The organism is Amycolatopsis sp. NPDC101161 (assembly GCF_044768185.1).
Lineage (GTDB): Bacteria > Actinomycetota > Actinomycetes > Mycobacteriales > Pseudonocardiaceae > Amycolatopsis.
The window spans coordinates 1,307,222-1,333,635 of record NZ_JBIWPI010000002.1; the positions used below are offsets into that span (position 1 = coordinate 1,307,222).

Below are 26,414 nucleotides of genomic sequence, written 5' to 3' on the forward strand. Positions count from 1 at the left end.
ACGAATTGTTACCGCTCGAGATGAGATCGCCACCTGAACCACACCTAACCTACCCGAACGGGCCAACTGCATACTGCACGGAGTAACAGCGTTCGGCCGAACAGCGACCCTCGTGCGAACCCCGAGACCTCAGCCCCGGGTTCCGCATGGAGGATTCGCGACGATGTACGCAGACGAAGAAGAAAATGTGCTCCGGCAGAGACGGTCGCTCACCAAGAGCGCCCGGATCATGCTTTTCTTCGCGGGTGCGGTAGCGGCCTTTGTCGCCCTTCTCATCGTGCTCGTCCAGTGCCAGACACCGACCAAAAGCACGAACATCGTGTGGCTCGCAGAAAAGACCGACCATGCTCCCGGCGCCATTCCCCGGGCAGTCCGCGATCGCATCCGGACGATCGGGGCCGAGGGCGGCGGACGTCTCAGCGCGTACGCCGTCGGTGAGCGGGCGATTTCCGTAGCGGACGCCGTGGGCCTCGATCTCGACCGCGGGAACGGCAAGGTCGCCGACACCCGACAGCAGGCGTCCAATGTGGATCACGTTCTCAAGGACGTGGCCGGCAAGCTCGAAAAGGTCCCCGTGAGCAAGACCGGTTTCTCCTTGTACGCCGCACTGCAAGCCGCGGCGGATGAAGCTGAACGCGCCGGGAACGCCGAGGTCTGGCTGACCACGACCGTGCTGACCGGGTCTACCGAGCCGCTTACGATCTCCAAGCTCAGCGCAGGCGCCGAGCCCGCCCAGGCGGTGGACGAACTGATGAAGACACCGTTGAGAGACCTCAACCTCAGCAACGTCGACCTGCACGTCGTCCTGCTCACGCCAGTGGGAGAAGACCAACTTCCGCTCGACCCGAGATCGGAATCCTGGCGAGCCAAGTTCATTCAAAGCCTCGGGTCGCGCCTTGGCGCGACCGTCGCGGACCCGGTACACGACAACAGTACTTCCGACGCGTGGCCGAACAGTGCGCGAGTGCCCCCGATCACTCCTTTCTCTTCGCCACCGCCGTCACCTTCGCTGCAACCCCGAATCGACAATGCCGCATTCGCACCCGACAGTGCGGAATTGATCGACCGGCCGGCCGCAACCGCCGCCGCCGTCCAGGTCACGCAGCAATACCGCGCGAACAACGGGCACAGCCGAATCAGCGTCACCGGCTACTGCGCGAAATACGGCGATGCCGCCGGCGCCCGGAAAACATCAGCCGACCGGGCGGAAGCGATCGCCGCTTTGCTTCGCGAACAAGGCATCCCACCCGGTGACATCGACGCCGCCGGCGTCGGTTTCGACCAGCTGGCGACGCCCGGCCAGGACGCCACGTCGGCCGCGCAACGCGTCGTCGTCATCAAGCTCATCGCTCGCCCTTGAACGGAGAACCGTGACCGAGACACCCGAGCTCCCCCTGGACCCCTACCCGGGCCTCCCGAAAGGGGGGTTCCGCAAAGAAGACCTGCCACGCCAGGCGCGCATGGCGCTGGGAATCGCCGACGAAGGAGTCTGGTCGGCGGCGGTCGAGACCTACCTCAACGCGATCGACCCTGAGACCGGCAAGCCGGACCACGACCACCCGCTGGAAATCGCGGCCGCGAACGCCGTCCACAACACCGCGGCCGCATGCCAGGCGGTGGCGCTCGAGTACTCGGCTCCTACCGACGACCGCGCCGCGGCGCAGGAGGTCGAAGCCGCGAAGCACATCGCCGAAGCCGTCGACACCATCGAGTACGCCGGCGGGATCATGCACGAGCAGGTGACCGGGCCGGACGGCGAGAAGCTCGACGGCTCGCGGCTCCAGGCGATCCACCAGCGCGACGAGGCGCTGGCTCGCCAGCGCAGCTCCGAAGGCGACGCCCGGCACACGCAGCGCGGTTGGGAGAAGAGCTGGCGGCTGATCGCGGCGACGCTGCTGGGCGTGATGGACGCGCTACTGCTCTGGAAGCCTCTGCTGAACCTGTCGTTCGAGGGTAGCGCCGACAACACGTTCCGCTGGGCGATCGGCGTTGGCATGGTGAGCCTCCAAGTGCTGGCCATCGAATGGGCGGCTCGCACGTTCGTCAATGCCGAACGGCTCAGCGTGGACCGCCGCGGGGCCGCCGGCGACCACAACCGGCCGCTCACGAGCAGGCGGCTCATCGGTGACGAAGCCGCCCCCAGCACCGACGACATCGCCGAGGCGGATCGGCAGTACTCGCACGCCTACCACGCTCTCGTCGCAGTAGCGGCCGCTGTCGCGCTGGTGGGTGGCGTCCGGGTCGCGTGGCTCGGGCGGCAAGCCGACCTGCCCATCTACGAGGCGACCCTCTTCGGCATCGTGATCGGCTTGGTCCTCGGTTGCGTCGTGGTCCAAATGGCGCGCCTGTACTGCCGCGGCAATCTCCTGGGAGACCGCTTGCGCATCGAAGCGGAGGCGATCGACGGGCTCAACGCGCGGATCAAACGCGCCCGCGGCCGGGTGTCGAGCGAGCGGGAGGCCGCCCACAACGCGCTGGCGGCCGCGGAGGTGCTGGCCAACCACGCCGAGACGATCCGTCAGCAGACCTTGGCGGACTACCGACGCGCGGTCGAGTTGGCTTGGACTTGGTTCGGCCTGCCCCCGAGCGACCTCGACCAAGACGAGTTCGCTCGACGGGCACAACCGGTCTTCCGCGACCCGGCCACGAAGCGCGATGCCCTGCTGAGGCGGCTGGACATCGTGAACCAGTGGCTCGCCGACCGGGGATCGGGGTCGCCTTCGACTGGCGTCCGACCTCCCGAGATCACCGCCGACAGGGCCGGTGAGCAGCGCGACCCCGCGGATCCGGTCCGTCGGCCGGAGGGCAACCGCGTGGTCATCGTCGGGCGCTCCCTCGTCGAGATCCCCGAGCGGCCCAAACCACCTCACCGGCTGATGCTGATCGGAGCAGCGCTGACGATGGTTGCGACGGTCAGTACCGCGTGGCTCGCACCCGCTGTGACCGCCGGTTCGACGGAAACGGCGCAGGCTCGATTCGACTGGGTCGCGCCGACCGACTGAGCGCCGTGAATGGCACATTGAGGGATCTCGAGGTCCTTCAATGTGCCATTCAGCAACCCTACGGGGTCGGGGTGGTCGCCGCGCCCTTGCTGGTCGGCGGGGTCGTCGTCGCCGGGGCCGACGTCGACGGCTGCTGCTGCGTCGTCGTGCTCGGCGTGGTCGTCGGCGTCTCCGACGAGGTCGTCGGGGCCGTCGACGTGTCCGACGGCGTCGTGGTCGTGTCCGTCGGGGACACCTGGGTGTCCCTCGAGGTCGACGGCGTCGTCGACGGCGTGGTGTCCGTGTGGCCGCCACCGCCGTTGCCGAAGATCTTGCCGATGCCCGTACCCGTGCCGCCGCCGATCTGGGTGCCCGTCGCCGACTCGAACCCGACTATCGCCAGGATCGCCACCGCGAACGCCGCCACGCTGGTGCCGATGATCAACGGCCAGCGCAGCTTCCGCAGCCGCGACGACAGGCCCGAAGGCTCCGGTTTGGCCAGCTGCACCGTGGGCTGGTCGGTGATCGGGATTTCGACGGCTTCCCGCCGCCGGATCCCCGACGTCGCCAGCTGCCGCGCCTTGAGCGCCGCCTCGCGGGTGCGCTGCAGCGAGCGCAGGTACAGCTCGCTGCCGACCGTCGACACCACGCTCGCCACGCCCGCGCCGACGACCGTGCCCGCCACGCCCAGGGTCGATCCCAGCAGCGCCGCGGTCACCGCCGCGAGCGCCGCCGCCATCACCTGCGCGATCCGCAGGCCGGACTTTTCTTCCTTCGCCGTGTCAACCTCGGAAGCCGCTGCGTTCTCCTTGCTCATGATCCCGATCCGCTAGAAAGTCTTCTCCCCGTTCCCAACGTGTAAGGCGCGCGAGGAACTCCCCGCGTTGCCGGAGCGTGAGGAGGACCACTCCGACTGTCCACAATAGACACTCCACGTCGAACACTTTCTTGACATACTCGGCACATGGAACTGGTGACGATCTCCGACATCGAGGCCGCGGCGAAGCGCGTCCGGGATGTCGCCGTGCGCACGCCCCTGTTGCTCCAAACGTGGGATCCCCGCGAAACCCTGTGGCTCAAACCCGAAAACCTCCAGCCGGTCGGCGCGTTCAAGGTGCGCGGCGCGTTCAACGCGATCGCCACCCTCGGCGAAGAACGGCGTACCCGGGGTGTCATCGCCTACTCCAGCGGCAACCACGCGCAAGCGGTCGCGTACGCCGCGCAGCGGTTCGGCGTGCCCGCGGTGATCGTCGTGCCGGACATCGCGCCGCGGATCAAGGTCGAGGCCACCCGCGGGTACGGCGCCGAGGTGGTCGAGGTGCCGATCGGCGAGCACGAGGGGAAAGCGCACGAACTGGCCGCCGAACGCGGGCTGACCCTCGTCCCGCCCTTCGACGACGCGGCCGTCATCGCCGGGCAGGGCACGGTGGGCCTCGAGATCGCCGAGGACCTCCCCGAGGTCGACGTCGTGCTGGTGCCGGTCAGCGGCGGTGGGCTGGCCGCCGGCGTCGGCACCGCGATCAAGGCGCGCGCCCCGCACGCGACGGTCATCGGTGTCGAGCCGGCGCTGGCCGGCGACGCGACCGAGGGGCACCGGCTGGGCCGCCGGGTCGACTGGCCGCAGGCCGACCGCGCCCGCACGATCGCCGACGGCCTGCGCGCGCAGCCGTCCGAGCTGACGTTCGCGCACCTGCGGGCGGTCGTGGACGCCATGGTCACGGTCTCCGAGGACGAGATCCGCGAGGCGGTGCGCACCGTCGCCCGCAAGGCCCGGCTGGTGGCCGAGCCCAGCGGCGCGGTGGCGACGGCGGCGTACCTGTTCCACGCGGCCGAGCTGCCGGCCGGGAAGACGGTCGCGATCGTCTCCGGCGGCAACGCCGACCCGGCGCTGCTCGCGGAGATCCTCGCGGGCTAGGAGCCGGCGACCGGGGCCCCGCCGCGGACGTGCGTCGGCGGCCCCTCGACGCCGCAGTGGTAGCACTCGCCCAGGTGGGGGGACTCGTCGTCCGGTTTCCCGGCGGCCGGCGTCGACGGCGGCGCCAGGACGCCGTTGTGGATGCCCAGCGCGATCAGCCCGCCCACGACCGCCAGCGCCGCGCAGATGACCAGCGCCATCCGCCAGCCCGCGGTGAGCGCCACCGGGTCCGCGTACGCCTCGCCCGTCAGGCCGGCCGCCGCCGGCAGGACCGCGACCGCCAAGAGGCCGCCCGACCGCGCGATCGCGTTGTTGACGCCGGACGCGACACCGGCGTAGCGGTCCGGCGCCGCCGCGAGCACCGTCGCGGTCACCGGGGCCACGACGGTCGCCAAGCCCAAGCCGAACACGACCACCGCGGGCAGCACCGCGCCGAGGTAGGACGCGCCGGGCGCGATGCGCAGCATCAGCAGCATCCCCACGCCGACGACGATCGGGCCGACGACCAGCTGCGTCCGCGGCCCGATGCGCTGGGCCAGCGCCCCCGACCGGCCGGACAGCAGCAGCATGATCACCGTGAGCGGCAGCCCGGCCAGGCCGGCCGCGGTCGGCGAGTAGTGCAGCGACACCTGCAGCTGCATGACCAGCAGCATCATCACGCCGCCGAGCGCCGCGTACATGGCGAAGGTCAGCGCGTTGGCCAGGGTGAACGTCCGGTCGCGGAACAGCGACGGCGGCACCAGCGGCTCGCGCGCGCGGCGCTGGACGACGACGAACGCGGTCAGTCCCGCGATCCCCAGCAGGCCCGCGACCAGCACGATCGGGTCGCCGATGCCGCGGCCGGGCGCCTCCACCAGCGCGCCGGTGACGCCGGCCAAGCCGATCGCGCCCAAAGCCGCGGCGCCGAAGTCGGGGTGCCCGGTCGCCTGCGGGTCGCGCGACTCGGGCACGAACTTGCGGGCCATCAGCACGACGACCAGCGCGATCGGGACGTTGATCAGGAACGCGAGCCGCCACGACCAGACCTGGACGAGGAAGCCGCCCAGCAGCGGGCCGGCGGCCGCGGCGATGCCGCCGAGGCCGGACCAGGCGCCGATCGCGCGGGCGCGCGCGTCGTGCGCGAAGGAGGACTGGAGGATCGCGAGCGACCCCGGCGTCAGCAGCGCGCCGCCGATGCCCTGCAGGATCCGCATCGCGACCAGCATCTCGGTGGACACGGCGGCGGCGCACAGCCCGGAGGCGACGCCGAACCAGACGACGCCGATGAGGTACATGCGGCGCCGGCCGTACCGGTCGCCGAGGGAGCCGGCGACCAGGATGAGCGCGGCGAGCGCCAGCATGTAGCCGTCGAGGATCCATTGCAGCCCCGCGACGGAGGCGTTCAGCTCGGTGCCGATGCGGGGCAGGGCGACGTTGACGATGGTGCCGTCGAGCATCGCCATGCCCGAGCCGAGGATGGTGGTGGCGAGCACGCCCCGGGCGGCGTGCGTCCCCCAGCGGATCCCGGTGTCTTCCGTGGCGGTCACGGCATCAGCGTCGTGACGAACTTGTACCGGTCGCCGCGGTAGACCGAGCGGGCGTACTCGACGGGCTTGCCGTCCGTGGCGAACGAGTGCCGGGTCAGCCGCAGCACCGGCATGCCGACGTCGGCGCCGAGCATCTCCGCCTCTTCCGGGCCGGCGAGCGACGTCTCGATCGATTCCTCGGCGCGTTCCAGTTCGACGCCGTAGTGCTCGCGTAGAACGGCGTACAACGAACCGCCCGCCGAGACGTGCTTGCGCAGCCCGCGGAATCGGCCGGCCGGCAGGTGCGAGGTCTCCAGCGCCATCGGCTGCGAGTCCGCCAGTCGAAGCCGTCGAAGGCGAAGAATTTTCGCACCAGTACGGATTCCGAGCAGTTTCGCGAGGTCGCCCTCGGCGGGCAGCTCCTCGAGTTCGAGCAGCTTCGACGACGGCTTCAGGCCCTGCCGGCGCATGTCCTCGGTGTAGGACGACAACTGCAGCCGCTGCGCCAGCTTCGGCTCGGCCGCGAAGGTGCCCTTGCCCTGCACGCGGTGCAGCCGGCCTTCGGCGGTGAGGTCGGCCAGCGCCTGGCGCACGGTGGTGCGGGAGACCGTGAACTCCCCGGCGAGCGCGCGTTCGGTCGGGATCGGCGACCCGGGCGGCAGCACGTCCAGGAGGTCGAGGAGGTGCTGTTTCAGCGCCCAGTACTTGGGCTCGCGCTGCCCGCGCATCCCGGCGACGGCGCTCGCCTCGCCCGTGGTGGTGGTCTCCAACATGCCCGACTCCCTATGTCTTCCCTCATCGCACGCCACGTCCCCGTAAGAAACGTACCCTTTTCCCCAAACGCGCCGCCCCACTAACATTGGTCTAGACCTGACCGACGCCGCCTGAGTCCGGTACATAATGCCGGAGGTGGAGAGGAAAATGATGACCGAACAACGGCCCGGCGAGCACATGGCCGCGGAGATCGCCCAGCAGCCGGAGGTACTGGCGGGACTGGTGGAGCGTCAGGCGGAAATCGCGGAGGTGGCGGAAAAGATCTCACAGAGGCCTCCGCGCTTCGCTTTGCTCGCCGCGCGTGGATCGAGCGACCACGCAGCGTTGTATGCGAAGTACCTGATCGAGGTACTTCTCGGCCTTCCGGCTGGTCTTGTCTCCCCGTCCACGGCGACCCTCTACGGCGCGCGGCCCGATCTGCGGGACGTGCTGTTCGTCACGGTCAGCCAGAGCGGTGGTTCGCCCGACCTGATCGAGGTCACCGAGTCGGCGCGGCGCCAGGGCGCGCTGACCGTGTCCGTCACCAACACGCCGGACTCGCCGCTGCGCGCGGCGTCCGAGCTCGGCGTCGACATCGGCGCCGGCGTCGAGAAGGCCGTCGCCGCGACCAAGACGTACTCGGCGACGCTGATGGCGCTCTACCTGCTCATCGACGCCGTCCGCGGCGGCAAGGCGGCCGACGCCGAGAAGATCGGCGAGCTGGCGCAGCAGACCCTGGACGGCGCCGCCGAGGGCGTCCAGCGCGCGGTCGACCGGTACCGCTTCGTGGACCGGGTCCTCACCACCGGCCGCGGCTACTCCTACGCCACGGCGCTCGAAGGTTCGCTCAAGCTCGCCGAGACCAGCTACCTCGCTGCCCGCGCGTACAGCGGCGCGGACCTGCTGCACGGCCCGGTCGCGGCGGTCGACGGCGAGACCGCCGTCCTCGCGGTGACCAGCCGGGGCCAGGGCGGGCAGGCGATGCACGAGGTCCTCGACGCCGTCGGCAAGCGCGGCGCGGACGTGCTCGCGGTCGGCTCGGCCGCCTCGGAGGTGCCCGCGGCGCTGCGCATCGACGTCGCGCCGACGGTCGAAGAGCTGGCGCCGATCCTGGAGATCCTGCCGATCCAGCGGATCGCGCTCGGCTTGTCGCTCGCCCGCGGCGGCGACCCGGACAGCCCGCGCGGCCTGCTGAAGGTGACCAAGACGAGGTGAGCTTCGCGATCGGCGTCGACGCCGGCGGAACGTCGACCAGGGCCGCACTGGTCGACGCCACCGGCGTGGTGCTCGGCACCGGGCGCGGCGACGGCGCCAACCCCAACTCGCACGCGCCCGAAGTCGCCGCGGGCCGGATCGCCGACGCGATCACCGCGGCGCTGGGCGCCCGCGACCCCGGCGACGTGCGCGCCTGCGTGATCGGCATGGCGGGCGTCAGCAAGCTCAGCGACGTGCGCGTGGCGGCGGTGTTCGACGCGGCCTGGACGCGAATCGGGCTGACGAACGTACGGGTGGTCGCCGACGCCGAAGTGGCGTACGCGTCCGCGACGTCGGCGCCGGACGGGACCGTGCTCGTCGCCGGCACCGGTTCCATCGCCGGCCGGATCCGCAAGCGGCGGCTGGCCGGCACGGCGGGCGGCTACGGCTGGCTGCTCGGCGACGAAGGCTCGGCGTTCTGGCTCGGCCGCGAAGCCGTCCGATCCACTTTGGAGGCTCTCGGGCGCGGGCTCCCCCTCGACGGGCTGCCCTCGGCGGTGCTCGCCGCCGCGCTCGGACCGTCCGGTTTGGACGTCCGGACGGACACCGGCCGGCTCGCGGCGTCGCGCGCGTTGATCACGGCGGCCAACGCCGAGGCGCCGGTCCGGCTCGCCCGGTTCGCCCCGTTGGTGAGCGCGGCGCACGACGCGGGCGAGCCCGCCGCGCGCGCGATCGTCACCCGAGCGGCCGAACTACTGGTCGCCAACGCGCTCGCCGCGCGCGAGCCCGGCGAGTCGACGCCGGTCGTGCTCGTGGGTTCGGTGCTCACCGGACAAAGCCCGATCGGAGAGCTCGTCCGCCGCGGTCTGTCCGGGCTCGAGGTGCTGACCAGCTCCGACGGGGTGCTGGGGGCCGCCTGGCTCGCCGCCGTGGACGCGTTCGGGGAAGGGGTGGTTAGACCAGTATTTCCCCAGACTGGGCAAATCCCTTGCCAGGAACACGTCAAAACGTCGACTGAACCCGGGTTTTCCGGGTAACGTAGTCAGCGGCCCCCGGACCCTCCCCCCTCGCCGGGGGCCGCCTTATGTCCGGGGTACGTCGTCCGGGCCGGTTTCGGGGGCCAAGCGCAGCCCCGGGTGCTCCGGCGGCAGAGCCCGGTAGAGCACCCAGCCGCTCACCGCGACGGTCAGCGCGACCAGGGGCCACGACAGCACCGTGCGGGCCACGCCGAGCGCGATCACCTGGCCGGACCACCACAGCAGGCCGTAGACGACCACGCGCAGCGCGTACTGGCCGAACACCCACACCCAGCTGGCGCGCGAGTACGCCTTCAGCAGCACGGGGTCGCGGCGCCAGCGCGTCTTCTGGCCGAGCACCAGGCCGACGACGACGCCGAGCAGCGGCCAGCGGACCACGATGCTGGCCGCCCAGAGCAGCGCGCTGGCCACATTGGACATCAGCTGCAGCAGGAAGAAGTCCTGCGCGCGGCCGGTGTGCAGGGCGATCAGCGCGGCCGCGATGACGGCGGCCAGGCTGACGACCACCGCGCGCACCTTCCCGCCGCGCGCGAGCCGGTAGGCGCCGAGCGCGACGGCGACCAGGATGGCGGCGCCGGCACCCCAGGCGATGGACTGCCCGGCCGCGAGCCAGCCCACGACGAAGCCGACGGGTGGGATGCTGGCGTCGAGCGCGCCGCGACGGCCACCGAGGATCTGCGTGAGCGGCTCACGGGGTTCTGCGGACACCCCTCCAGCGTGCCGGATCACGTCACGGAGGCTCCAAGCAGGGAGATTTTCGCCACACCGCATGTGGTAATGGCCTTCGAGTGTGCTGTCTCACGGCATGCGGAAGGTGAAGACTGCGTAATAGGGGAGCGGAGAAGGCCGACAAGATAAGAGACTGTTACCGCAGGCTGAACGCGGGGGCGAACCCCGGATGGTTAGTTGTGGTGTACAACTACATGTCGGGGTGTCGGTTGCAGGACGGGAAGGGGACCCAACGTGTACGGATTCGACAGCTATGTGGCGATCGGGGACAGCTTCACCGAAGGGCTCAACGACGGGCTGCCGGACGGCTCGTTCCGCGGCTGGGCGGACCGGCTCGCGGAGATCCTGGCGGCGGGGCGGTCCGGCTTCCAGTACGCGAACCTCGCCCTGCGCGGCAAGATGATCGACGAGATCCTGGACGAGCAGCTCCCGATCGCGCTGGAGCTGAAGCCCGACCTGGTCACGCTGTGCGCGGGCGGCAACGACATCATCGTCCCGGGGGCGGACGTGGACGCGGTGGCGGCCCGCTTGGAGGAGGGCGTGGCGAAGCTGCGCTCAGCGGGCATCCCGGTGCTGATCTTCAACGGCCCGGACACGAAGGTCCTGTCGGTGATGTCGGTGCTGCGCGGCAAGGTGGCGATCTACAACACCCACCTGTGGGCGATCGCCGAACGCCACGGAGCCCGCATGGTCGACCTGTGGGCGATGGCACCCCTGCACGACCGAAGGGCGTGGAGCGACGACCGGCTGCACTTTTCGCCGGAGGCGCACCGCCGGATCGCGTTGAAGTCGGCGGAGGTCCTGGGAATCCCGGTCGAGGGCGACTGGCGCGAGCCGTGGCCGTCGGAGGCGACGCCGTCGCGCTGGATCGACTCCCGGCGGTCCGATTTGACGTGGACGAAGGTGCACTTGCTGCCGTGGATCCGGCGGCAGCTGCGTGGTCAGTCGATGGGGGACGGGTTGTCGCCTAAGCGGCCGCAGCTGGCGCCGTTGCTGCCGTTGGAGGTGCTCGAGGTGCCGGACAGCGCCCAGCCGCGGCAGCAGGCCAGCTGAGGAGTCGTTCGGACCTCGCGGCGCGGGTTTGCCGGCGGCGCGGGTTGGGCGGCGGCCGACGGCGTGGTGGGCCAGCAGCGTCGCGGCCGGCGGCGTGGGTGGCCAGCAACGTGAGCGGTCGGCGAGGGCATGGCCGGGTTCGCGGGCGGCTCCCTCGCGTGTCTTGACCGCCAAAGCCGAAGCGCGGCCGCGCGGCCGCGCTTCCTGAACGCCGCGCCGACTCACTGCGCAGCAGCCGACCCCACCCCCGAGACCCACAGACATCCCCCGCCACTCCCCAGGGGGGCGTCCCCGAGTCCATTCTATCGGCCCCCTCCGACAGAACGTGCCCAACCGATCACCGCCCCTCCAGTTGTCCACATGTCGACTCGCCTGGGGACAACTTGTGGAAGACCACCCTTCCCCAGCTCGCCAACCCGCCCCGCCCGGCTTACAGTCCCCTTATGTCCGGTGGTCGTCGCTGGATCCTCGTGGTCCCGATCGCGGTGCTGGTCACCGCCTTGCTCGCGGGGGTTGTCACCTGGGCGCAAGCCGGGAACATCCAGCGTGACCTGACCGCCGATGCCCAGGCCGCCCTGGCGAAAGCCGGCCTCGGCAAAGGCACCGTCACCTTCGACGGCCGGGACGCCACCCTCAGCGGCTTCGCGCCCGACCAAGCTCTCCAGGCCCTCGACGTCGTCCAGAACGTCGACGGCGTGCGGGCCGCGCAGCTGCAAGGCGACGTCGTTCCCGTCGCCCCGAGCGCGCCACCCACCACGAGCGCGCCGCCGCCCAGTACTAGCGAGCCGCCTCCCACCACCAGTGCCACCGCTCCGCCGCCTCCCACCGACAAGGCCGGTGTGCAGGCCGAGATCGACCGGATGCTCGCCGAGTCGCCGATCACCTTCGTGCCCGACAGCGCCCGGCTCACGCCCGAAGGCGAGCAGGCCGCCGTCGCCGTCGCCGTCGCGCTCGCCAAGTCGCCGGACACCTTCCGGTACCGCGTCACCGGCCACGCCGCCCGCGGGACCGGCAGCGCGAGCGGCGCGCTCAAGCTCTCCCGGGACCGCGCCAAGGCCGTCACGCGGATCCTCACCACCAACGGGCTCACGACCAAGCGCGTGACCTACCGCGGGCTGGGCGACACGCGCCCGTCCACCGGCGGCGACGAAGACCGGCGCGTCGAGATCACAGTCGTTTGAAGGGGTGAGTGAGCAGATGGTGTGGCTGTTCGGGCAGATCTGGCTGTGGCTGGTCGTCGCCTTCGCCCTCGGCGCGCTCACCTCGTGGCTCGTCCTGCGCACCGCCCAGCGCCCCAAGCCCGAACCCCAGCCCGAACCCGAGCCCGAGGTTCGCTACGAAGAGCCCTCGGCCACCGAGCAGACGCAGTTCATCCCCGCCGCCTGGATGCAGCCCGGCACCGAGCGGCCCGAGGACGTCCACGACGACGACGGACCCGAGCCCGCCGGCCACCGCGAAGGGCACCTGCCGCTGCCGCCCCAGCGCGGGGTCCAGGCCGAAGACTGGCCCACCGAGGAAGAACCCGCCTGGCCCGAGTCCGAAGAGGCCGCCCCGCAGTGGCCGCACCAGCCTGGGCGCGGTGGCTGACACCCATCCTGGTAAGTTCGGCTACGCACTGTGAGCGAGGCCCGAGGAGGGGGTGGCGTGGCGCTCCCCCATTGGACGCCCCAGCAGGTTCTGCCGCCGGGCCGCCACGCCTGCGACCTCGCCGACGTCTACGAACGCCTGGTCTTCGACGCCCCGCACCAGAACGAGCGCGAGATCCTCTTCAGCGCCCTCAACAGCTACCTCGGCGTCGCCCGGCGGATCATGCCGTCCGGGCGGGCCTGGATCGGCGGCGAGCTGATCACCCGCACCGCGCACCCGCCGCGCGGCCTCGACGTCGTCCTGATCCCGGACGAGTGGGGCGCGCTGAAGCGGCTCGACGACGCCGGCCGGTCGGCGCTGTACGGCCTGCTCACGCTGCGCGGGGTGATCGTCGGGCAGCCCGCGATGTACCTCGACCAGGTCCAGCCGGTCGGCGGCATGCTGGACGGCTTCCTCTGCCGTCCCGGCGACGAGGACGTCTGGGCCGAGGTCTGGGCCGAAGGCGGCAGGGGCTACCCGGAGATGGTCTGGTGAGGAACGAGTTCCGGCGCATCGCCGACGAGATCCCGGGCGGCACGTGGCTCGACGACCTGGCGCGCGCGTCGGCGATGGCCGCGAACGCCAAGTTCGAGCGGACGTCCCGCTCGCCGCTGCTGCACGTCTCGGTGATCGGTGAGCAGACCATCGACGCCTACACCTTCTCCGACATCAGCCGCGCGCTGCAGGACGCGACGGCGAAGATCGGGCACATCATCCGGAACCCGTCCGGCGAGGTCACCCAGGTCCAGCAGGCCGACCGCGACAAGGCGCCGCTGATCCAGCGCGGCCAGGCGGGCAATGCGATCTTCTTCGGCTTCCCGGAACCGGTGGCCGACGACGCGCTGATCGTCGACGGCATCGAGACGCTGTCCGAGCGCGCCGTCAAGGAGCTGTGCGACTTCCTGCCCGCCAACGGCTCGGACGACGGTGCGCTCGACGCCGTGCTGCTGCAGCGCGACACCGTCCGCAACGCCGTGAGCGACATCGTGAACGCCGTCGCGAAGAACGCCGGCATCGGGATGGCGCTGACGCCGACTGCGGGCGAGCAGGTCACCCGCAGCATGACCACCGACCAGGCGCGGATCCTGCAGGGCAGCCTCCGGGAGTCGCGGGAGGCCGTCGGCTACGAGACCGTGCGCGGGCGGCTCGACGGCGTCCGCACGCGGCGCCGGATCTTCTACCTCGACCGCGAGTCCGGCGGGACGATCCAGGGCGCGGTGGCGCCGGACCTGCTCGACGAGATCAAGGAGAACCTCGACCGCCCGGTGACCGCCCGGCTGCGCGTCGTGCGCACGACGACGATCGACGGCCGCCGCGGCCGGCCCGTTTTCGAGCTCCTCGAAATCACCCCCGAAGTGAGCCTTTTCGACTGAGAAGTCCGATGTGCGACTTTCGTCTTGAACAGCGATACCGACGCTCGTCGTAGGCTCGCCGGCGGTGTCCGGACGCCCGTACGGTATTTACGCTACCCGCTGCGAGGTCGGCAAACCTCGCGTCGAACAGTGGGAACTCCGATATTCTTCCCATTGATCACCGGGCCACACCCTGCGCGCGATGTCAGGAAATACCGGTACTCAGCGCAAAATGGTGGGACAATGACTTTTTCCAGAATGTAACAATTTCGTTCTCGGGCACTCTTATGGGTTAACGTCGTCGCACTCCCACCCGAAGGGGCCCGCATGATGACCGACCCGCAGTACCCGCCGCCGACCGCCGCGCGCCACGGACGGCCCGCGCCACCGGTGACGGCCACGGAGCGTCGTCAGGCCAACGCCAAACCCGGGCGGAACATCCTCGCCATCGTCGGCCTGCTGCTCGGCGTGGCCGCCCTGGTCGTCACGTTCGTCCCGGACGTCGGATTCGTCGCGTGGCCGCTGGGCGGGATCGGGCTCGTGCTGGCGATCACCGGGCTGGTCCAGGCCAAAAAGGGCACCGTGGGCGATCGCGGGATCGCGATCACCGCGACGGTTGCCACCGTCGCCGCGCTGCTGACGACGGCCGGGATGCTGCTGTACTCGACCTTCCTCGGCGGCGGCGAAGCCGGGCTGCACATGCCCGCGGTGGGCGGGGACAAGCACACCGTGACGTTCCAGGTGACCTCCGCCGGCGGCGCGACCGTGCGCTACGGCAGCCTTTCGGACCAGCGCACGGAAAACGCGCCGGCGAGCACCGACGCGTGGGAAGGCGGGGCGTCCTACAACAATGGTTCGTACCTGTTGACGCTGACCGCCGACACCCGCAATTCCAACATGACCAACGAAATCAGCTGCGCCATTCTCGTCGACGGCAAGAAGGTCGCGGAAAACAGCGGGACGACGATCGCGCTCTGCACGGCGAACGTGAGCTGAGCCGAGCCTGGCGACCGGCCGGCCTACCCCCACGTCGGCCGGCCGGGCCGCCACGAGCCGCTCCTGGCGGCTCCCGGCCCCGGCGGGGTTTTCCCGCACGGGGCCCGGCGCCGGCGTCTCAGCCTGCCCCTCCCCTAGGGCTCAGCCGGCCCTGCCGAACCTACGCGGACGGCGGCTGCGGGCACTAAGAATCCACTAAGGATTCACGCTGGTCTCCGCCGTCGTGATCCATTCGCAACTCTCTTCACGAATGTCGATCACCGGCGCGGAGTTGTCACGCGAAATCGTCACTGCAGTTCGGCGAGCTCGGCCCGCACCTCGCCGACGAGCTTCGGGTGCACCCTCTCGTAAATGCGCACCGACAACGCCAGCTGCTCCCGCGCGCCGTCGAGATCACCCCGCGCCCGCAGCACCCGCCCCAGCGTCAGCCGCAACGCGCCCTCGCGGGCCACGAACTCCCGGCTGATCGCGAGGTCGATCGCCTCCCAGACGTACCGCTCGGCCGCCTCCAGGTCGCCCGCGCGGAGGCTGAGGTCGGCCAGCTTGTCCAGCGCCACCACGACCCGGTCGTCGTCGCCGAGCGAGCGGTCGATCGCCAGCCCCGCGAGCTGGTGGGCGATCGCCTCGGCCAGCCGGCCCGCGCGCTTCTCCGCCTGCGCGCAGCTGCTGAGCGCCTGGCCGCGCAGCGTGACGTCCGGGGCCTCGGTGATCGCCTTCGCCAGCCGGTCGATCGCCTTCTGGTGCTCGCCGCGCCGGCTCAGCGCGCGGCCCAGGTGCAGGTCGGCCGACGTGACCAGCCGCGCGTCGGCGGACCCGGCCGCCAGCGCCGCCGCCCGCTCGGCGTCCCCGAACCCCGAGCCCGGCAGCTCGAACGCCAGCGCGATCTCGCACCGCGCGAGCCGCAGCCAGCACTGGCCCTCGACGTCGCCCGCGGCCTCCGCCGCCGCGACGCCCAGGTCGGCCAGCCGCGTCCACTCGTCCGGCAGCGGGCACACCACGCGGTAGCTGTGCCCCAGCCGCGCCAGCCGCCAGACGTCGTCGTGGCGGCCCGCCGCGTACGCGGCATCGAGGGCGGCGAGGAGGTTCGGCCACTCGGCCGCGAACCACTCCTGCGCCTCGGCGAAGCCGGTCAACGGCGGCATCGCCTCCTCGGCGAGCACCCCGGTGAAGTCCAGCGGGTCGGCGACGTACCCCAGCCGGCGCCGCGCCCGGTCGGCGACCGCCTGGTAGTAGCGGACCGTCCAGCCGAGCGCCTCGTCGCGCTCCTTCTCGCCCAGCTCCTGTTCCGCGAGCTCGCGCAGGTAGAGCCAGACGAGGTCGTGCGGCACGAAGACGTCCCGGGCGGTCTCCTCGAGGAGGTTGTGCGCGGCCAGCGCGCGCAGCCGGCGCCGGGCCTCGGCGACCGGGATCTGCGCGACCGCGGCCATCAGGTGCGGCCCGACCACCACTCCGGGTACCGCGCCCAGCTGCAGGAACGTCTCGGCGATCTCGCCGGGCAGGCCGCGGAAGGAGACGTCGAACGCGGCGCGCACGCCGTCGTCGGCACCCTCGACCTGCAGCCCGGCCAGCCGGGTGCGTTCGTTGCCCAGCTCGTCGACCAGCTCCTCCGCGGTCCGTTGCGCGCTCGCCGACAGCCGCGCGCCCGCGATCCGCAGGGCGAGCGGGAGGTAGCCGCACAGGCGCGCCAGCGCGTGGTTGAGCTCGGCCGGCCCGGCGAGCTCCTCGATCAGCCGCACGGCGTCGTCGGGCGCGAGCGTGCCGAGGACGCGCTGCTTGGCCGCGTTCGACACGGCGAGCCCGTCCAGGCGCGACCGGCTGGTCACCACGGTCATCGTCCGCGCGCTCGGCGGCAGCAGCGGGCGCACGTGCTCGGCGCTGCGGGCGTCGTCCAGCAGCACGAGCATCCGGCGCCCGGCGATCAGCGACCGGTACAGCGCGACGCGCTCGTGCAGCAGCTCGGGGATCTTCGCGGTCTCGACGCCGAGCCCGAGCAGGAACTGCGTGAGCAGTTCGGCCGGCTCCAGCGGCGGGTGGTGCGGGTCGAAGCCGCGCAGCGACGCGAACAGCACGCCGTCCGGGAACCGCGACGCGACGCGGTGCGCCCACCACACGACCAGCGTGCTCTTGCCGACCCCCGCGGTCCCGGTGACGACGGCGATCGTCGTCTCGCCCGCTTCGGCGCGGGTCACCAGGCCGTCGAGCCAGGCGAGCTCGTCGGCGCGTCCGGCCAGGCTCGGCACCGCGGCGGGCAGCTGCGAGATCGCCTTCTCCGGCTCCGCGGCGGCCGGGGCGACGACGTCCCGCACCGGCAGGTCGTCGTTCAGGACGCGCTCGTGCAGCCACCGCAGCTCGGCGCCGGGCTCGACGCCCAGGGTGCGCAGCGTGGCGCGCGAGACGGTCCGGTACAGCTCGAGCGCGTCCCCGCGCCGCCCGGCGTGGTAGAGCGCCCGCATGAGCTGGCCCGCGGTCCGTTCGGCGAGCGGGTCGGCGCGGACGATCGGGCTCAGCTCGACGATCAGCTCGGCGTGCCGGCCGAGGTCGAGATCGGCGTCGACGCGGGCGCCGTGCACGGCGAGGCGCAGGTCCTCCAGTTCGGGAGCCCGCAAGGAGTCCGGCACGCCGCCCAGCGCCGGGCCCTGCCAGAGCGCGAGCGCCTCGGCCAGCAGCGCGGCGGCGGTCTCCGGGGCGGCGAGGGACGCGCGGTCCAGCAGGGCGCGCGCACGGTGGACGTCGACGCGCTCGGGGTCGACCGCCAGCAGGTAGCCCGGCGGCGTGGTCAGGATGCTCGGGCCGTCGATGTCGCGCAGCACCCGCCGCAGGTGGGACACGTTGCCGTGGACGATGGTGCGCGCGGTGGCGGGCGGGTCGTGACCCCAGAGGGCGTCGATGATCTCGTCGAGCCCGACGACCTTGCCGGGCTTCAGCGCGAGCAGGGCGAGCAGGCCGCGGACCCCGGGACCGCCGATCGGGACGGCGACGTCACCGGCGAAGAGCTGGACGGGCCCGAGCAGCTGGAACCGGCATTCGGCCATGCTCGCGCCCACCTCCCCGGGGGTTCACGGTCGGTTCGGCGTCTCCCTCGCCGAAAATCAACCTACCGTGGTCACCGGTTGTCGAGCGGGGCCGGTACCAGGAGTTTTGGGGCTTCTGCGAATTCCGTAGCGGTCAGCGGGAAGCGGTGCGACATCCACGGGCGGACATGGCACGACCCCCTGCCGTCGGTCCCGATCCGCGGGCAGGGGGTCGTGGTGGAGCAAACAGCCGGGCCGCCAGGGGGCGCGGTCCGCCTGCCCGTCACCGCAGGCGACCAGGCGGGTGAGCTCACCCCGAGCGAAGCACCCGCCGATCGTCCGCGAAGACGTCAGTTGCGCGGACCACACGCCCGCGCGGTGGCGACACGGTAACAAAGCGCACCTGGTCGGTCACCGGCGGGCTGTGATTACCGCGAGATCGGGGTCGAGTCGCGGCCGGCGATGAACGCGGGCCGCGGCGCGCTCGCCGCGAACGGCTCCCGCAACGCGTTCTCCACGCTGTTGAACACCAGGAAGATGTTCGAGCGCGGGTACGGGGTGATGTTGTTGCCGGAGCCGTGCATGATGTTCGAGTCGAACCACAGCGCCGAGCCCGCCTGGCCGGTGAACTGGTCGATGCCGTGCTCGGCCGCCATCTTCGTGATGTCGTCCTCGCTGGGCACGCCCACCCGCTGGTCCTTGAGCGAGCTCTTGTAGTTCGCCTCCGGCGTCTCGCCGGCGCACTGGACGAACGTCCGGTGCGAGCCCGGCATGATCATCAGGCCGCCGTTGAACGGGTAGTTGTCGGTCAGCGCGATGGAGCAGCTGACCGCCCGCGGGGACGGCATGCCGTCCTCCGCGTGCCAGGTTTCGAAGTCCGAGTGCCAGTAGAACCCGGTGCCCTTGAACCCGGGCATGTAGTTGACGCGGCTCTGGTGGATGTACACCTCGGAGCCGAGCAGTTGCCGGGCCCGGTCCAGCACGCGCGGGTCGCGCACCAGTTCGGCGATCAGGGCCGAGATCTCGTGGACGTCGAAGATCGACCGGACCTCACCGGTCTTCGCCTCGGTGATCACGCGCTCGTCCCGGGCGAGCTCCTCGTCGGAGGACATCCGCACCAGTTCCTGCCAGTACGTCTGCACCTCCCCGACGGAGAGCAGGTCGTCGACCACGGTGTAGCCGCGTGCCTCGTGGTTCGCCAGGGTGGCCGCGTCGATCGGACCGTCGGCTTCGGTACCCCACACCGTGGGGTGCACGCGCGGCAGGTGCTCCGGCGTACCGGTGATCCGGGTCGGGTAAGTGTCGTCGACCCGGGTGTCCGTCAGCGTCACGGGCTTCGCCTCCTGTTTCCTCTCCGGTGTTTACGAGTCCTCGGTGATCAGCGGGTACACGCCGTTCTCGTCGTGGACCTCGCGACCGGTCACCGGCGGGTTGAACACGCACACGCACTTGATCTCGGTCTTCGGGCGGACCTGGTGCTTGTCGTGGTCGTTGAGCAGGTAGAGGGTGCCGGGCTTGAGCTGGTGCACCTCACCGGTCGCGAGGTCTTCGATCTCGCCCTCGCCGGAGGTGATGAACACCGCCTCGATGTGGTTGGCGTACCAGAAGTCGTTGACCGTCCCCGCGTACAGCGTGGTCTCGTGCACCGAGAAGCCGACGCCCTCCTTGGCGAGGATGATTCTCTTGCTGCGCCAGTTCGGGGTCTTGATGTCGGCGTCGGTGTCGGTGATCTCGTCGAGTGTGCGGACGAGCACGGGCAATCTCCTTTACTTCTTCAGGACGGCCTTGATCGACTCGTCGATGATCGACAAGCCCTGCGTCAGCTCGTCGTCGGTGAGGGTCAGCGGCGGCAGCAGCTTCATGACTTCGCCGTCGGGACCGGAGGTTTCCATCAGCAGGCCGCGCGCGAACGCTTCCGCGCAGACGCGGCCGGCCAGCTCGCCGTTCTCGAACTCCAGGCCGCGCGCGAGGCCGCGGCCCTTGGCGACCAGGTTCGCCTCCGGGTAGGCCTCGACGATGCCGGAGAACGCGGCGGCGATGCGCTCGCCCTTCGCCTTGGTCGACTTCTCGAGCTCGTCGTCGCTCCAGTAGGCGTTGATCGCCTCGGTCGCGGTGACGAACGCGGGGCTGATGCCGCGGAAGGTGCCGTTGTGCTCGCCCGGCTCCCAGACGTCGAGCTCCGGCTTGATCAGCGTCAGCGCCATCGGGATGCCGTAGCCGCCGATGGACTTCGACAGGCAGACGATGTCCGGCTTGATCCCGGCGTCCTCGAAGCTGAAGAACGGCCCGGTGCGGCCGCAGCCCATCTGGACGTCGTCGAGGATCAGCAGGATGTTGTGGCGCTTGCAGAGGTCGTCGAGCCCCTTCAGCCACTCCAGGCGGGCGGCGTTGATGCCGCCCTCGCCCTGCACGCCCTCGACGATCACCGCGGCCGGCTCGTTGAGCCCGCTGCCGGAGTCTTCGAGCAGCTTCTCGAAGTACAGGAAGTCCGGCATCGCGCCGTCGAAGTACGCGTCGTACGGCATCGGGGTGGCGTGCACCAGCGGGACGCCGGCGCCGCCGCGCTTCATCGAGTTGCCGGTGACCGACAACGCGCCCAGCGTCATGCCGTGGAACGCGTTGGTGAAGTTGATGACCGACTCCTTGCCGGTCACCTTGCGCGCCAGCTTCAGCGCGGCTTCGACGGCGTTCGCGCCGCCCGGCCCGGGGAAGACGACCTTGTAGTTCAGGCCGCGCGGGTCGAGGATCTTGTCGCGGAAGGTCTGCAGGAAGTCGCGCTTGGCCACGGTGAACATGTCCAGGGCGTGGGTGACGCCGTCGCGCTGGATGTAGTCGACCAGGGCCTGCTTCAGCTTCGGGTTGTTGTGCCCGTAGTTCAGCGCGCCGGCCCCGGCGAAGAAGTCGAGGTACCCCTTGCCGTTCTCGTCGTACAGCCAGCTGCCCTGGGCGCGGTCGAACACGACCGGCCAGCCGCGGCTGTAGCTGCGGACCTCGGATTCGAGCTCTTCGAAGATGCTCATGACGTTTCTTTTCTCCTACTCGCCCGGCTCATTGCGCGGCTTCAGCGGCCCGATGCGGTAAAGCTCTTCGGGGAGGTGCCCGGCTTCGGGGAATTCCTCCCCGGCGAACAGCACACTGGTTTCCATCGCGGTGTTCCAGCGCTTCGCGAACGACGTGAACAGCCGGATGGACGCTTCGTTGTCCGGGGTGATGGTGGTCTCGAGGTAACGCACCCCGTCGTCGACCAGGCGCGTGTAGAGCGCGTCGAGCAGCGCTCCGGCCAGGCCCTTTCCGCGTTGCGACGCGTCGACCGCGACCTGCCACACGAGGGCTGCCTCCGGGTCGCCCGGCCTGCGGTAGGCGATGACGAATCCGACCGCCTTGCCGTCTTCACGCGCGACCACCGAGGACTCGGCGAAATCGCGGCACCACAGCATGTATGCGTACGGCGAGTTGAGATCGAGCTTGGCGGAATCGCGCGCGATTCTCCACAGCTCCGCGCCGTCCGCCTTGGTCGGGGATTCGATCAAGTGCGTTACGGACATACTCAGGAAACGTAACAGAGAATTTTCCGCTCGCCAGCGACGCAGCTCACGACCCCCGTGATGACCTGCGACGACGCGGAGTACCCGGTGAGCAGTCCCACAAACATGTTTGAAGTGGACCATGCTTGGGCACACGCGCGGCTAGGCCGCTCGCGCGTGGCCAGCCACCTACCCGCACGATGAACCCTCAGGCCTGTGATCGCAAGGCGACGGGCCGGGCCGGCCGCTCACGACGAGCGTTCGGGGACCGGTTCCGGTGCCGCCGCGTCCGGAGCGGGCACGGTGGCCGGGGCCGCCAGGACGACCGTCTCGGCCTTCGCCGACGGCACCGCCGGCCGCGCTCCCGCCTGAGCGCCGGCACGGCGGACCCGCCGCCACAGCGCGCCCAGCGGCGGCGTGACCCACGGCAGCAGCAGGACGACCACGAAGACGACCCACCAGACCGGCGCGTCACCGCGGGCCCAGCCGGCGACGACCGAGCCCAGCCAGCCGAAGAACGGCCGCGCGAGCACCGGCAGGAAGGGCGCCAGCACCAGGCCGAGCACCACCAGCAAGCCGAGCAGGTAGGCGCCGATCAGCGGCGACTTCTTCGACATCAGCAGCACGTTGACGACGACGAAGACCACCCCGCCGGCCAGCACGGGCAGGCCGATGAGCCCCACGATCGCGCTGCCGTTGCCCCCCATCAGCAGGCCCGCGATCATGGCCAGCGCCGCGGCGACGATGGTTCCCGGCGTCTTGAGCGCCATCGAGCCCCTGGTGATCCGCCAGGTGCTGCGGGCGGTGGCCCGGACGGCGGTGACCATCGACTTCGCGGCCTTCGGCGTCGACGGCGGCACCGTCGCCGCCGCCGCGTTGACCCCGGCCGCCGCCAGCTTGATCATGGTCTTGACCAGCAGGGGCGTGCCCCGCTCGTCGGAAATCCGTTCGGCGGAGACGGTGCACGCCTGGAAGGTCTGCTGCGTCTGGTCGGCACCGTCGAGGGGCAGCTCGGGCGCACCCGTCGCCGGGTCGGGCTTGGCCAGCCCGCGGAAGACCTTCGACCTCTTGTCGCTGCCCTTCTCCTTGACGACGTCGTTGTCCGCGTGGCGGCGCACGACCGGCAGCTCGGCCCGGGCGATCTCCAGCTGCCGCGCCCGGGCGAGCACGAGCGCCGTCACCGGCATGCTCGGCGGCGGCACGACACCGGCTTTTTCCTCGATCGGCTCCAGCCCGGAATCGAGGCCCAGGAAGGCCAGCTCCTGGTCGAGCTGGCAGATCAGCAGGTCGACGTCCGCTTTTCCGAGGTTGTCGGCCTCCCGCGGCGGGCACCAGCCGATCTCCAGGAAGGTGGCCCGGACCTCCTCGCGGAACGCGTCGCGCCCGGCGAGGTCCCGGAGGTTCCGCAGCCGGACGGGGTCGAGCAGCACCTGCATGAGCCAGCCCGCTCCGTCGATCCGGCCCCACATCCAGTCGTTCGCGCGCCAGGACGCCTTGTAGAAGGCGCCGAAGTAGCCCGCTTGCATGCCGGTCAGCTTGTCCCACGAACGCCGGCGGTCCATGTCGAGCAACGTCCGCGAGTCGGCGCTCACCTGCACGAGATCGGCCCGCTGGTCGACCGACGGCGCCTCCGCCAGCAGCCCGCGGCCGGCGACGTGGAGCGCGAGCAGCCGCGCTCGCACGACGTCGTCGTCGGGTTCGCTGTCGAGCGCGAGCCAGTCCAGCAGCGTCACCACGACGTCGCTTTCGTCCGGTCGGGCCGCGATCAGGCGCCGCAAGGAGGGTGCCGTGGTGCGCAGCGCCGCGACGACGGCCGACCAGGCTTCGGCGAGGCCCGCCGTCCGGCCGAGCGCCGCCCATTCCGCGGCCAGCCCGCCGACCCACGTGGCGAGGGTCTCGTCCGGGTCCGGCGCCGCGTGCGCCAGGACCCACTGGTCCAGCTTCTCCTCGCGCGCGGAGGCCACCCGCGCGTCGTGCAGCCCGGCCCTGGCCTGGTTGAGGACCTCCGCGTCGGCCGCTTCCGGGCCGAGGCGGAAGCCCGCGTTGATCAGCTGCAGCCCGGTGGCGACGGCGTCGGCGAGCGCCGAGGTGCGGTACGGGACGAGCGCCGCCGAGGACATCCGGGTCGACGGCGGGTCCGGCGGGACGTCCCGCGCGAGCCCGTCCGCCGCCGTCTGGCGCAGGGACTCCGACTTCCCCGTGAACCACTGCAGTTCCGGACTGTCCACACGGGACTGCGCGTACCGGCGGGCGGCGAGCTCGACCAGCTCGGCCGCGTCCCCCGCCGTCCGGCGTTCGAGGTAGGCGCGGGAAAGGCGCGGGTCGATCAGCGACTCGGCGCCGCCGCGCAACCCGAGCCCGGCCAGGATGACCCGGGTGTCCCGGGTCCGCGTGACCCCGGCGTTGTGCCGGGAAAGCTCCTCGAGCTCGGAGCTGATGGACTGGCTCATCACCGCGGTGACGACCTTGCCCATCGTGTTGGTCAGCATCGGGAAGTCGCTGGCGTCACAGGGTTTCGCCTCGGCCTCGCGTTCCCCGGTCGGCACGACGTACAGCAGCAGCCGCCGGACGTCGGCGGCGGCCGGCCGGGCGAAGATCTCCTGCAGGGCCGGGCGAAGCGGCTTGTTGAGCAGCACCCCGCCGTCGGTCACCCAGTGCGAGCGGTTGATGGCGGTGTGGGGACTCATGTCCGGGTGCTGCTCGTCCGCCTGCTCCGCGCCGATCGGCACCCGGGACAGCTCGAACGCGCCCGGGTAGGAGGCGGTGGACCGGGCGGCCAGGGCGAGCGGGCCGACCACCTTCGCCGTGCGCAACTGGTCGCCGTGGAACCGGAAGAGCATGCGGTGCTCGGTGTCGCGGACCAGGTTGCCCAGCGCGTCTTCGTAGCGGGTGCTCTCGCCGTCGATCATGGTCCCGGTGAGCAGCACGGTGAGGTCGGCGGCGCCCACCGCGGCCGGCTGCCCGGTCCGCACGATCTGCTCGAGCGCACCCCGGACGCCGTCGAGCAGGACGCGGTCGCCGTCGAGCAGCGACCGAGGGTCGGGCTCGGCGGGGTCGCGGGTCAGGTTGTCCAGCGAGCCGGTCGAGATCCAGGTGTCGCGCAGGGTCTCCGGGGTGGAGCCGAACGCTTCGGCCAGTCCGAGGCAGGCGGCGTTGATGCCCCCGGCGCTCGTCCCGGTCAGGACGTCGACCGAGAGGTCCGCCCGGAGCAGGCCGGTCAGCTTCCGGTAGAGACCGGCGGGGGCGCCGTCCCGCGCCTCGCGCAGCAGCAGGGACGTCTCGGCCGCGACCCCGCCCATCCAGACGGCGAGACTGGCACCGCCGACCATGGTCATCGCGAGCCGGATCTCCTGCCGCGGCAGCACGTCGGCGCTTTGTTCCGTCTCAGCCATGGGCTCCCCCGCCCGTCGTCGTCCTGACGCAGACTAGAGGCGCGAGGTGAGCATCGGGATACGTCCGGGTGTACGGCCGTTCGGGTGGAGTTGCTCGCCCTTCCGGGCTCAGGCCGCCAAGTGCTCCAGCAACAGCACCTGGCCTTCACCGACCGCGAACCCCAACACCGCGCCCGTGGCGATCAGGATCCATTCGTCCTGTTCGAAGGCCGGCCGCAGCAGGCGCTCGAACTCGTGCGGGGAGAGCTGCTTCATCTTCGACACCAGCACGTTGCGGATGTCCATCGCGTCCGCCGCGTAGTCCTCGATGTACCGCATCGTCTCCGGCAACCGCGACATGATCTGCGACGCGATCGCCAGCTTCACGTCCTGGTACTTGCGGCTCCCCACCGCGAACACCAGCAACGGCTTCGCGACGCTCCCGAGCTCGCGGTCCAGCTGACGCTGGATCAGCGCCAGGACCCGGTCGGACAGCGGCCCGTGCAGGATCGCCTCGATGACGTTGTGCGGGGTGATGATCTCCTTCGCGATCAACGACCCGTACGCCTCCGCGACCTCCGCGCGCCGCTTCAGGAACAGCCCCTGCCACGTGACGCCGAAGTACTTGCGCGGCTCGATCGGGTAGAAGATCATCCGCAGCGCCAGCCAGTCGGTGAACCAGCCGGTGAACAGGCCGAACAGCGGCATGATCAGCGGGAACTTGAACAGCACCCACGCCACCATCTGGATCACGCCGATCGCGCCGCCGAAGACCAGGCCGGAGCGGGCGATGAACTTGAACTCCTTCGCGCCCGCCTCCTGGAAGATGCGGTTCAGCAGGCGCTTGTCCTTGACCAGGCTGGTGACCACCATGCCCTTCAGGTCGAACACACTGTCCACATCGGACTTGATCAGGTCGAGCACGGCCGCGACCATGCGCGGCGACTCGTGCTGGACGCGCTCGATCACCAGCCGCTGGACGCGGACCGGCAGCGACTCCCACAGCCCCGGCTGGTAGTGCCCGGCCACCTCGCGGACGATGTCCTCGACGCCCGCCAGCAGCGGTTTCTCGATCTCCTGGGCGATCCGCCCGGCGTCCAGCCGTGCCACGACCTCGGCCGGCTTGATCAGCTGCTCGGTCATCGTGTCGCACGCGATGCTCGCCATCCGGGCCGCGCGCTTGGGCACGATGCCCTGCCAGCCCAGGAACGGCTTGACGCCGATGAACTCCACCGGCTGGAACATCATCCGGATCGCGACGAGCTTGGTGCCGTAGCCGATCAGCGCGGCCACGATCGGGATCGAGACGTAGAGGGGCCAGTGCTGCGCGAAGTCGGCGACGATGCCGTTGAGGAAGGCCCCCATCC

General features: G+C 71.0%; 22 protein-coding genes. 11 read left to right on the top strand and 11 right to left on the bottom strand.

Translation table 11 applies throughout. The features are described from left to right. The first annotated feature begins 163 nt into the window (after nt 1-163). A complete protein-coding gene (locus ACIRSS_RS17435) occupies nt 164-1,360 on the top strand; it encodes an OmpA family protein (RefSeq protein ID WP_400895886.1) in 1,197 nt (398 codons plus the stop codon). Continuing rightward, the gene (locus tag ACIRSS_RS17440) at nt 1,251-3,002 is read left to right on the top strand and encodes a hypothetical protein (RefSeq protein WP_400895889.1); all 1,752 of its coding nucleotides are present in this window, start codon (nt 1,251-1,253) and stop codon (nt 3,000-3,002) included. Before ACIRSS_RS17435 ends, ACIRSS_RS17440 begins: the two co-directional genes overlap by 110 nt. Nucleotides 3,003-3,060: 58 nt before the next feature. Here ACIRSS_RS17440 and ACIRSS_RS17445 read toward each other — a convergent pair whose 3' ends face one another. Further along, nucleotides 3,061-3,798, bottom strand: coding sequence for a hypothetical protein (locus ACIRSS_RS17445; protein WP_400895892.1), 738 nt, complete (start codon nt 3,796-3,798; stop codon nt 3,061-3,063). Nucleotides 3,799-3,945: 147 nt separating this feature from the next. Between ACIRSS_RS17445 and ACIRSS_RS17450 the strand changes: the two genes are divergently transcribed. Then, nucleotides 3,946-4,896 (top strand): threonine/serine dehydratase, encoded by a 951-nt coding sequence (locus ACIRSS_RS17450; protein ID WP_400895895.1) that lies wholly within the window; start codon nt 3,946-3,948, stop codon nt 4,894-4,896. On the opposite strand, the gene ACIRSS_RS17455 is transcribed toward ACIRSS_RS17450, so the two are convergent. Then, nucleotides 4,893-6,422, bottom strand: a complete 1,530-nt coding sequence (locus ACIRSS_RS17455; RefSeq protein WP_400895898.1) for an MFS transporter — start codon at nt 6,420-6,422, stop codon at nt 4,893-4,895. The two genes, ACIRSS_RS17450 and ACIRSS_RS17455, sit on opposite strands and share 4 nt — an antisense overlap. Then, nucleotides 6,419-7,174, bottom strand: coding sequence for a GntR family transcriptional regulator (locus ACIRSS_RS17460; RefSeq protein ID WP_086678867.1), 756 nt, complete (start codon nt 7,172-7,174; stop codon nt 6,419-6,421). The genes ACIRSS_RS17455 and ACIRSS_RS17460 overlap by 4 nt, the downstream gene beginning before the upstream one ends. A 148-nt stretch (nt 7,175-7,322) precedes the next feature. Between ACIRSS_RS17460 and ACIRSS_RS17465 the strand changes: the two genes are divergently transcribed. Together ACIRSS_RS17465 and ACIRSS_RS17470 are read left to right on the top strand one after the other, a co-directional pair. Further along, entirely contained in the window at nt 7,323-8,369 is a 1,047-nt protein-coding gene (locus ACIRSS_RS17465) for an SIS domain-containing protein (protein WP_400895901.1), read from the top strand. Then, entirely contained in the window at nt 8,366-9,385 is a 1,020-nt protein-coding gene (locus tag ACIRSS_RS17470) for an N-acetylglucosamine kinase (RefSeq protein ID WP_400895903.1), read from the top strand. Before ACIRSS_RS17465 ends, ACIRSS_RS17470 begins: the two co-directional genes overlap by 4 nt. Nucleotides 9,386-9,430: 45 nt before the next feature. On the opposite strand, the gene ACIRSS_RS17475 is transcribed toward ACIRSS_RS17470, so the two are convergent. Next, nucleotides 9,431-10,093, bottom strand: coding sequence for a DUF3159 domain-containing protein (locus tag ACIRSS_RS17475; protein ID WP_400895906.1), 663 nt, complete (start codon nt 10,091-10,093; stop codon nt 9,431-9,433). A 255-nt stretch (nt 10,094-10,348) separates the two neighbouring features. On the opposite strand from ACIRSS_RS17475, the gene ACIRSS_RS17480 reads away from it, so the two are divergent. From ACIRSS_RS17480 to ACIRSS_RS17505, 6 genes are all read left to right on the top strand, one after another. Beyond that, on the top strand, nt 10,349-11,167 hold the full coding sequence (locus tag ACIRSS_RS17480) for an SGNH/GDSL hydrolase family protein (protein WP_400895908.1): 819 nt from the start codon (nt 10,349-10,351) through the stop codon (nt 11,165-11,167). Nucleotides 11,168-11,610: 443 nt separating this feature from the next. After that, the gene (locus ACIRSS_RS17485; RefSeq protein WP_400895911.1) at nt 11,611-12,348 is read left to right on the top strand and encodes an OmpA family protein; all 738 of its coding nucleotides are present in this window, start codon (nt 11,611-11,613) and stop codon (nt 12,346-12,348) included. Between the two features lie 4 nt (nt 12,349-12,352). Then, nucleotides 12,353-12,754: a hypothetical protein gene (locus ACIRSS_RS17490; RefSeq protein ID WP_400895914.1), complete on the top strand. Its 402-nt coding sequence runs from the start codon at nt 12,353-12,355 to the stop codon at nt 12,752-12,754. Between the two features lie 57 nt (nt 12,755-12,811). After that, on the top strand, nt 12,812-13,288 hold the full coding sequence (locus ACIRSS_RS17495) for a DUF6932 family protein (RefSeq protein WP_400895917.1): 477 nt from the start codon (nt 12,812-12,814) through the stop codon (nt 13,286-13,288). After that, nucleotides 13,285-14,166 (top strand): hypothetical protein, encoded by an 882-nt coding sequence (locus ACIRSS_RS17500; RefSeq protein WP_400895920.1) that lies wholly within the window; start codon nt 13,285-13,287, stop codon nt 14,164-14,166. Before ACIRSS_RS17495 ends, ACIRSS_RS17500 begins: the two co-directional genes overlap by 4 nt. Nucleotides 14,167-14,472: 306 nt before the next feature. After that, nucleotides 14,473-15,141 carry a DUF4190 domain-containing protein gene (locus ACIRSS_RS17505; RefSeq protein ID WP_400895923.1) on the top strand — a complete coding sequence of 223 codons (669 nt, stop codon included), beginning with the start codon at nt 14,473-14,475 and terminating at the stop codon, nt 15,139-15,141. Between the two features lie 287 nt (nt 15,142-15,428). Here ACIRSS_RS17505 and ACIRSS_RS17510 read toward each other — a convergent pair whose 3' ends face one another. From ACIRSS_RS17510 to ACIRSS_RS17540, 7 genes are all read right to left on the bottom strand, one after another. Beyond that, nucleotides 15,429-18,173, bottom strand: a complete 2,745-nt coding sequence (locus ACIRSS_RS17510; RefSeq protein ID WP_400895926.1) for a BTAD domain-containing putative transcriptional regulator — start codon at nt 18,171-18,173, stop codon at nt 15,429-15,431. 407 nt (nt 18,174-18,580) lie between these two features. Further along, nucleotides 18,581-19,483, bottom strand: coding sequence for an ectoine hydroxylase (gene thpD, locus ACIRSS_RS17515; RefSeq protein WP_400895928.1), 903 nt, complete (start codon nt 19,481-19,483; stop codon nt 18,581-18,583). Between the two features lie 30 nt (nt 19,484-19,513). Then, entirely contained in the window at nt 19,514-19,906 is a 393-nt protein-coding gene (locus ACIRSS_RS17520; protein WP_372670134.1) for an ectoine synthase, read from the bottom strand. A gap of 12 nt (nt 19,907-19,918) precedes the next feature. Beyond that, on the bottom strand, nt 19,919-21,172 hold the full coding sequence (ectB, locus tag ACIRSS_RS17525; protein WP_400895931.1) for a diaminobutyrate--2-oxoglutarate transaminase: 1,254 nt from the start codon (nt 21,170-21,172) through the stop codon (nt 19,919-19,921). Between the two features lie 15 nt (nt 21,173-21,187). After that, nucleotides 21,188-21,820: a diaminobutyrate acetyltransferase gene (gene ectA, locus ACIRSS_RS17530; RefSeq protein ID WP_400895933.1), complete on the bottom strand. Its 633-nt coding sequence runs from the start codon at nt 21,818-21,820 to the stop codon at nt 21,188-21,190. A gap of 104 nt (nt 21,821-21,924) precedes the next feature. Continuing rightward, nucleotides 21,925-25,068 carry a patatin-like protein gene (locus tag ACIRSS_RS17535; protein WP_400895936.1) on the bottom strand — a complete coding sequence of 1,048 codons (3,144 nt, stop codon included), beginning with the start codon at nt 25,066-25,068 and terminating at the stop codon, nt 21,925-21,927. Between the two features lie 108 nt (nt 25,069-25,176). Then, nucleotides 25,177-26,412, bottom strand: coding sequence for a DUF445 domain-containing protein (locus tag ACIRSS_RS17540; protein WP_400895939.1), 1,236 nt, complete (start codon nt 26,410-26,412; stop codon nt 25,177-25,179). Between the last annotated feature and the right edge of the window lie 2 nt (nt 26,413-26,414).

What these genes read in the sequence shown, in the direction of transcription:
- ACIRSS_RS17485 (WP_400895911.1), top strand. Translation starts at nt 11,611, where the DNA reads ATGTCCGGTGGTCGTCGCTGGATCCTCGTGGTCCCGATCGCGGTGCTG.
- ectA (WP_400895933.1), bottom strand. Translation starts at nt 21,820, where the DNA reads ATGGTCCACTTCAAACATGTTTGTGGGACTGCTCACCGGGTACTCCGC.
- ACIRSS_RS17445 (WP_400895892.1), bottom strand. Translation starts at nt 3,798, where the DNA reads ATGAGCAAGGAGAACGCAGCGGCTTCCGAGGTTGACACGGCGAAGGAA.
- ACIRSS_RS17435 (WP_400895886.1), top strand. Translation starts at nt 164, where the DNA reads ATGTACGCAGACGAAGAAGAAAATGTGCTCCGGCAGAGACGGTCGCTC.
- ACIRSS_RS17450 (WP_400895895.1), top strand. Translation starts at nt 3,946, where the DNA reads ATGGAACTGGTGACGATCTCCGACATCGAGGCCGCGGCGAAGCGCGTC.
- ACIRSS_RS17510 (WP_400895926.1), bottom strand. Translation starts at nt 18,173, where the DNA reads ATGGCCGAATGCCGGTTCCAGCTGCTCGGGCCCGTCCAGCTCTTCGCC.
- ACIRSS_RS17465 (WP_400895901.1), top strand. Translation starts at nt 7,323, where the DNA reads ATGATGACCGAACAACGGCCCGGCGAGCACATGGCCGCGGAGATCGCC.
- ACIRSS_RS17540 (WP_400895939.1), bottom strand. Translation starts at nt 26,412, where the DNA reads ATGGGGGCCTTCCTCAACGGCATCGTCGCCGACTTCGCGCAGCACTGG.
- ACIRSS_RS17460 (WP_086678867.1), bottom strand. Translation starts at nt 7,174, where the DNA reads ATGTTGGAGACCACCACCACGGGCGAGGCGAGCGCCGTCGCCGGGATG.
- ACIRSS_RS17535 (WP_400895936.1), bottom strand. Translation starts at nt 25,068, where the DNA reads ATGGCTGAGACGGAACAAAGCGCCGACGTGCTGCCGCGGCAGGAGATC.
- ACIRSS_RS17505 (WP_400895923.1), top strand. Translation starts at nt 14,473, where the DNA reads ATGATGACCGACCCGCAGTACCCGCCGCCGACCGCCGCGCGCCACGGA.
- ectB (WP_400895931.1), bottom strand. Translation starts at nt 21,172, where the DNA reads ATGAGCATCTTCGAAGAGCTCGAATCCGAGGTCCGCAGCTACAGCCGC.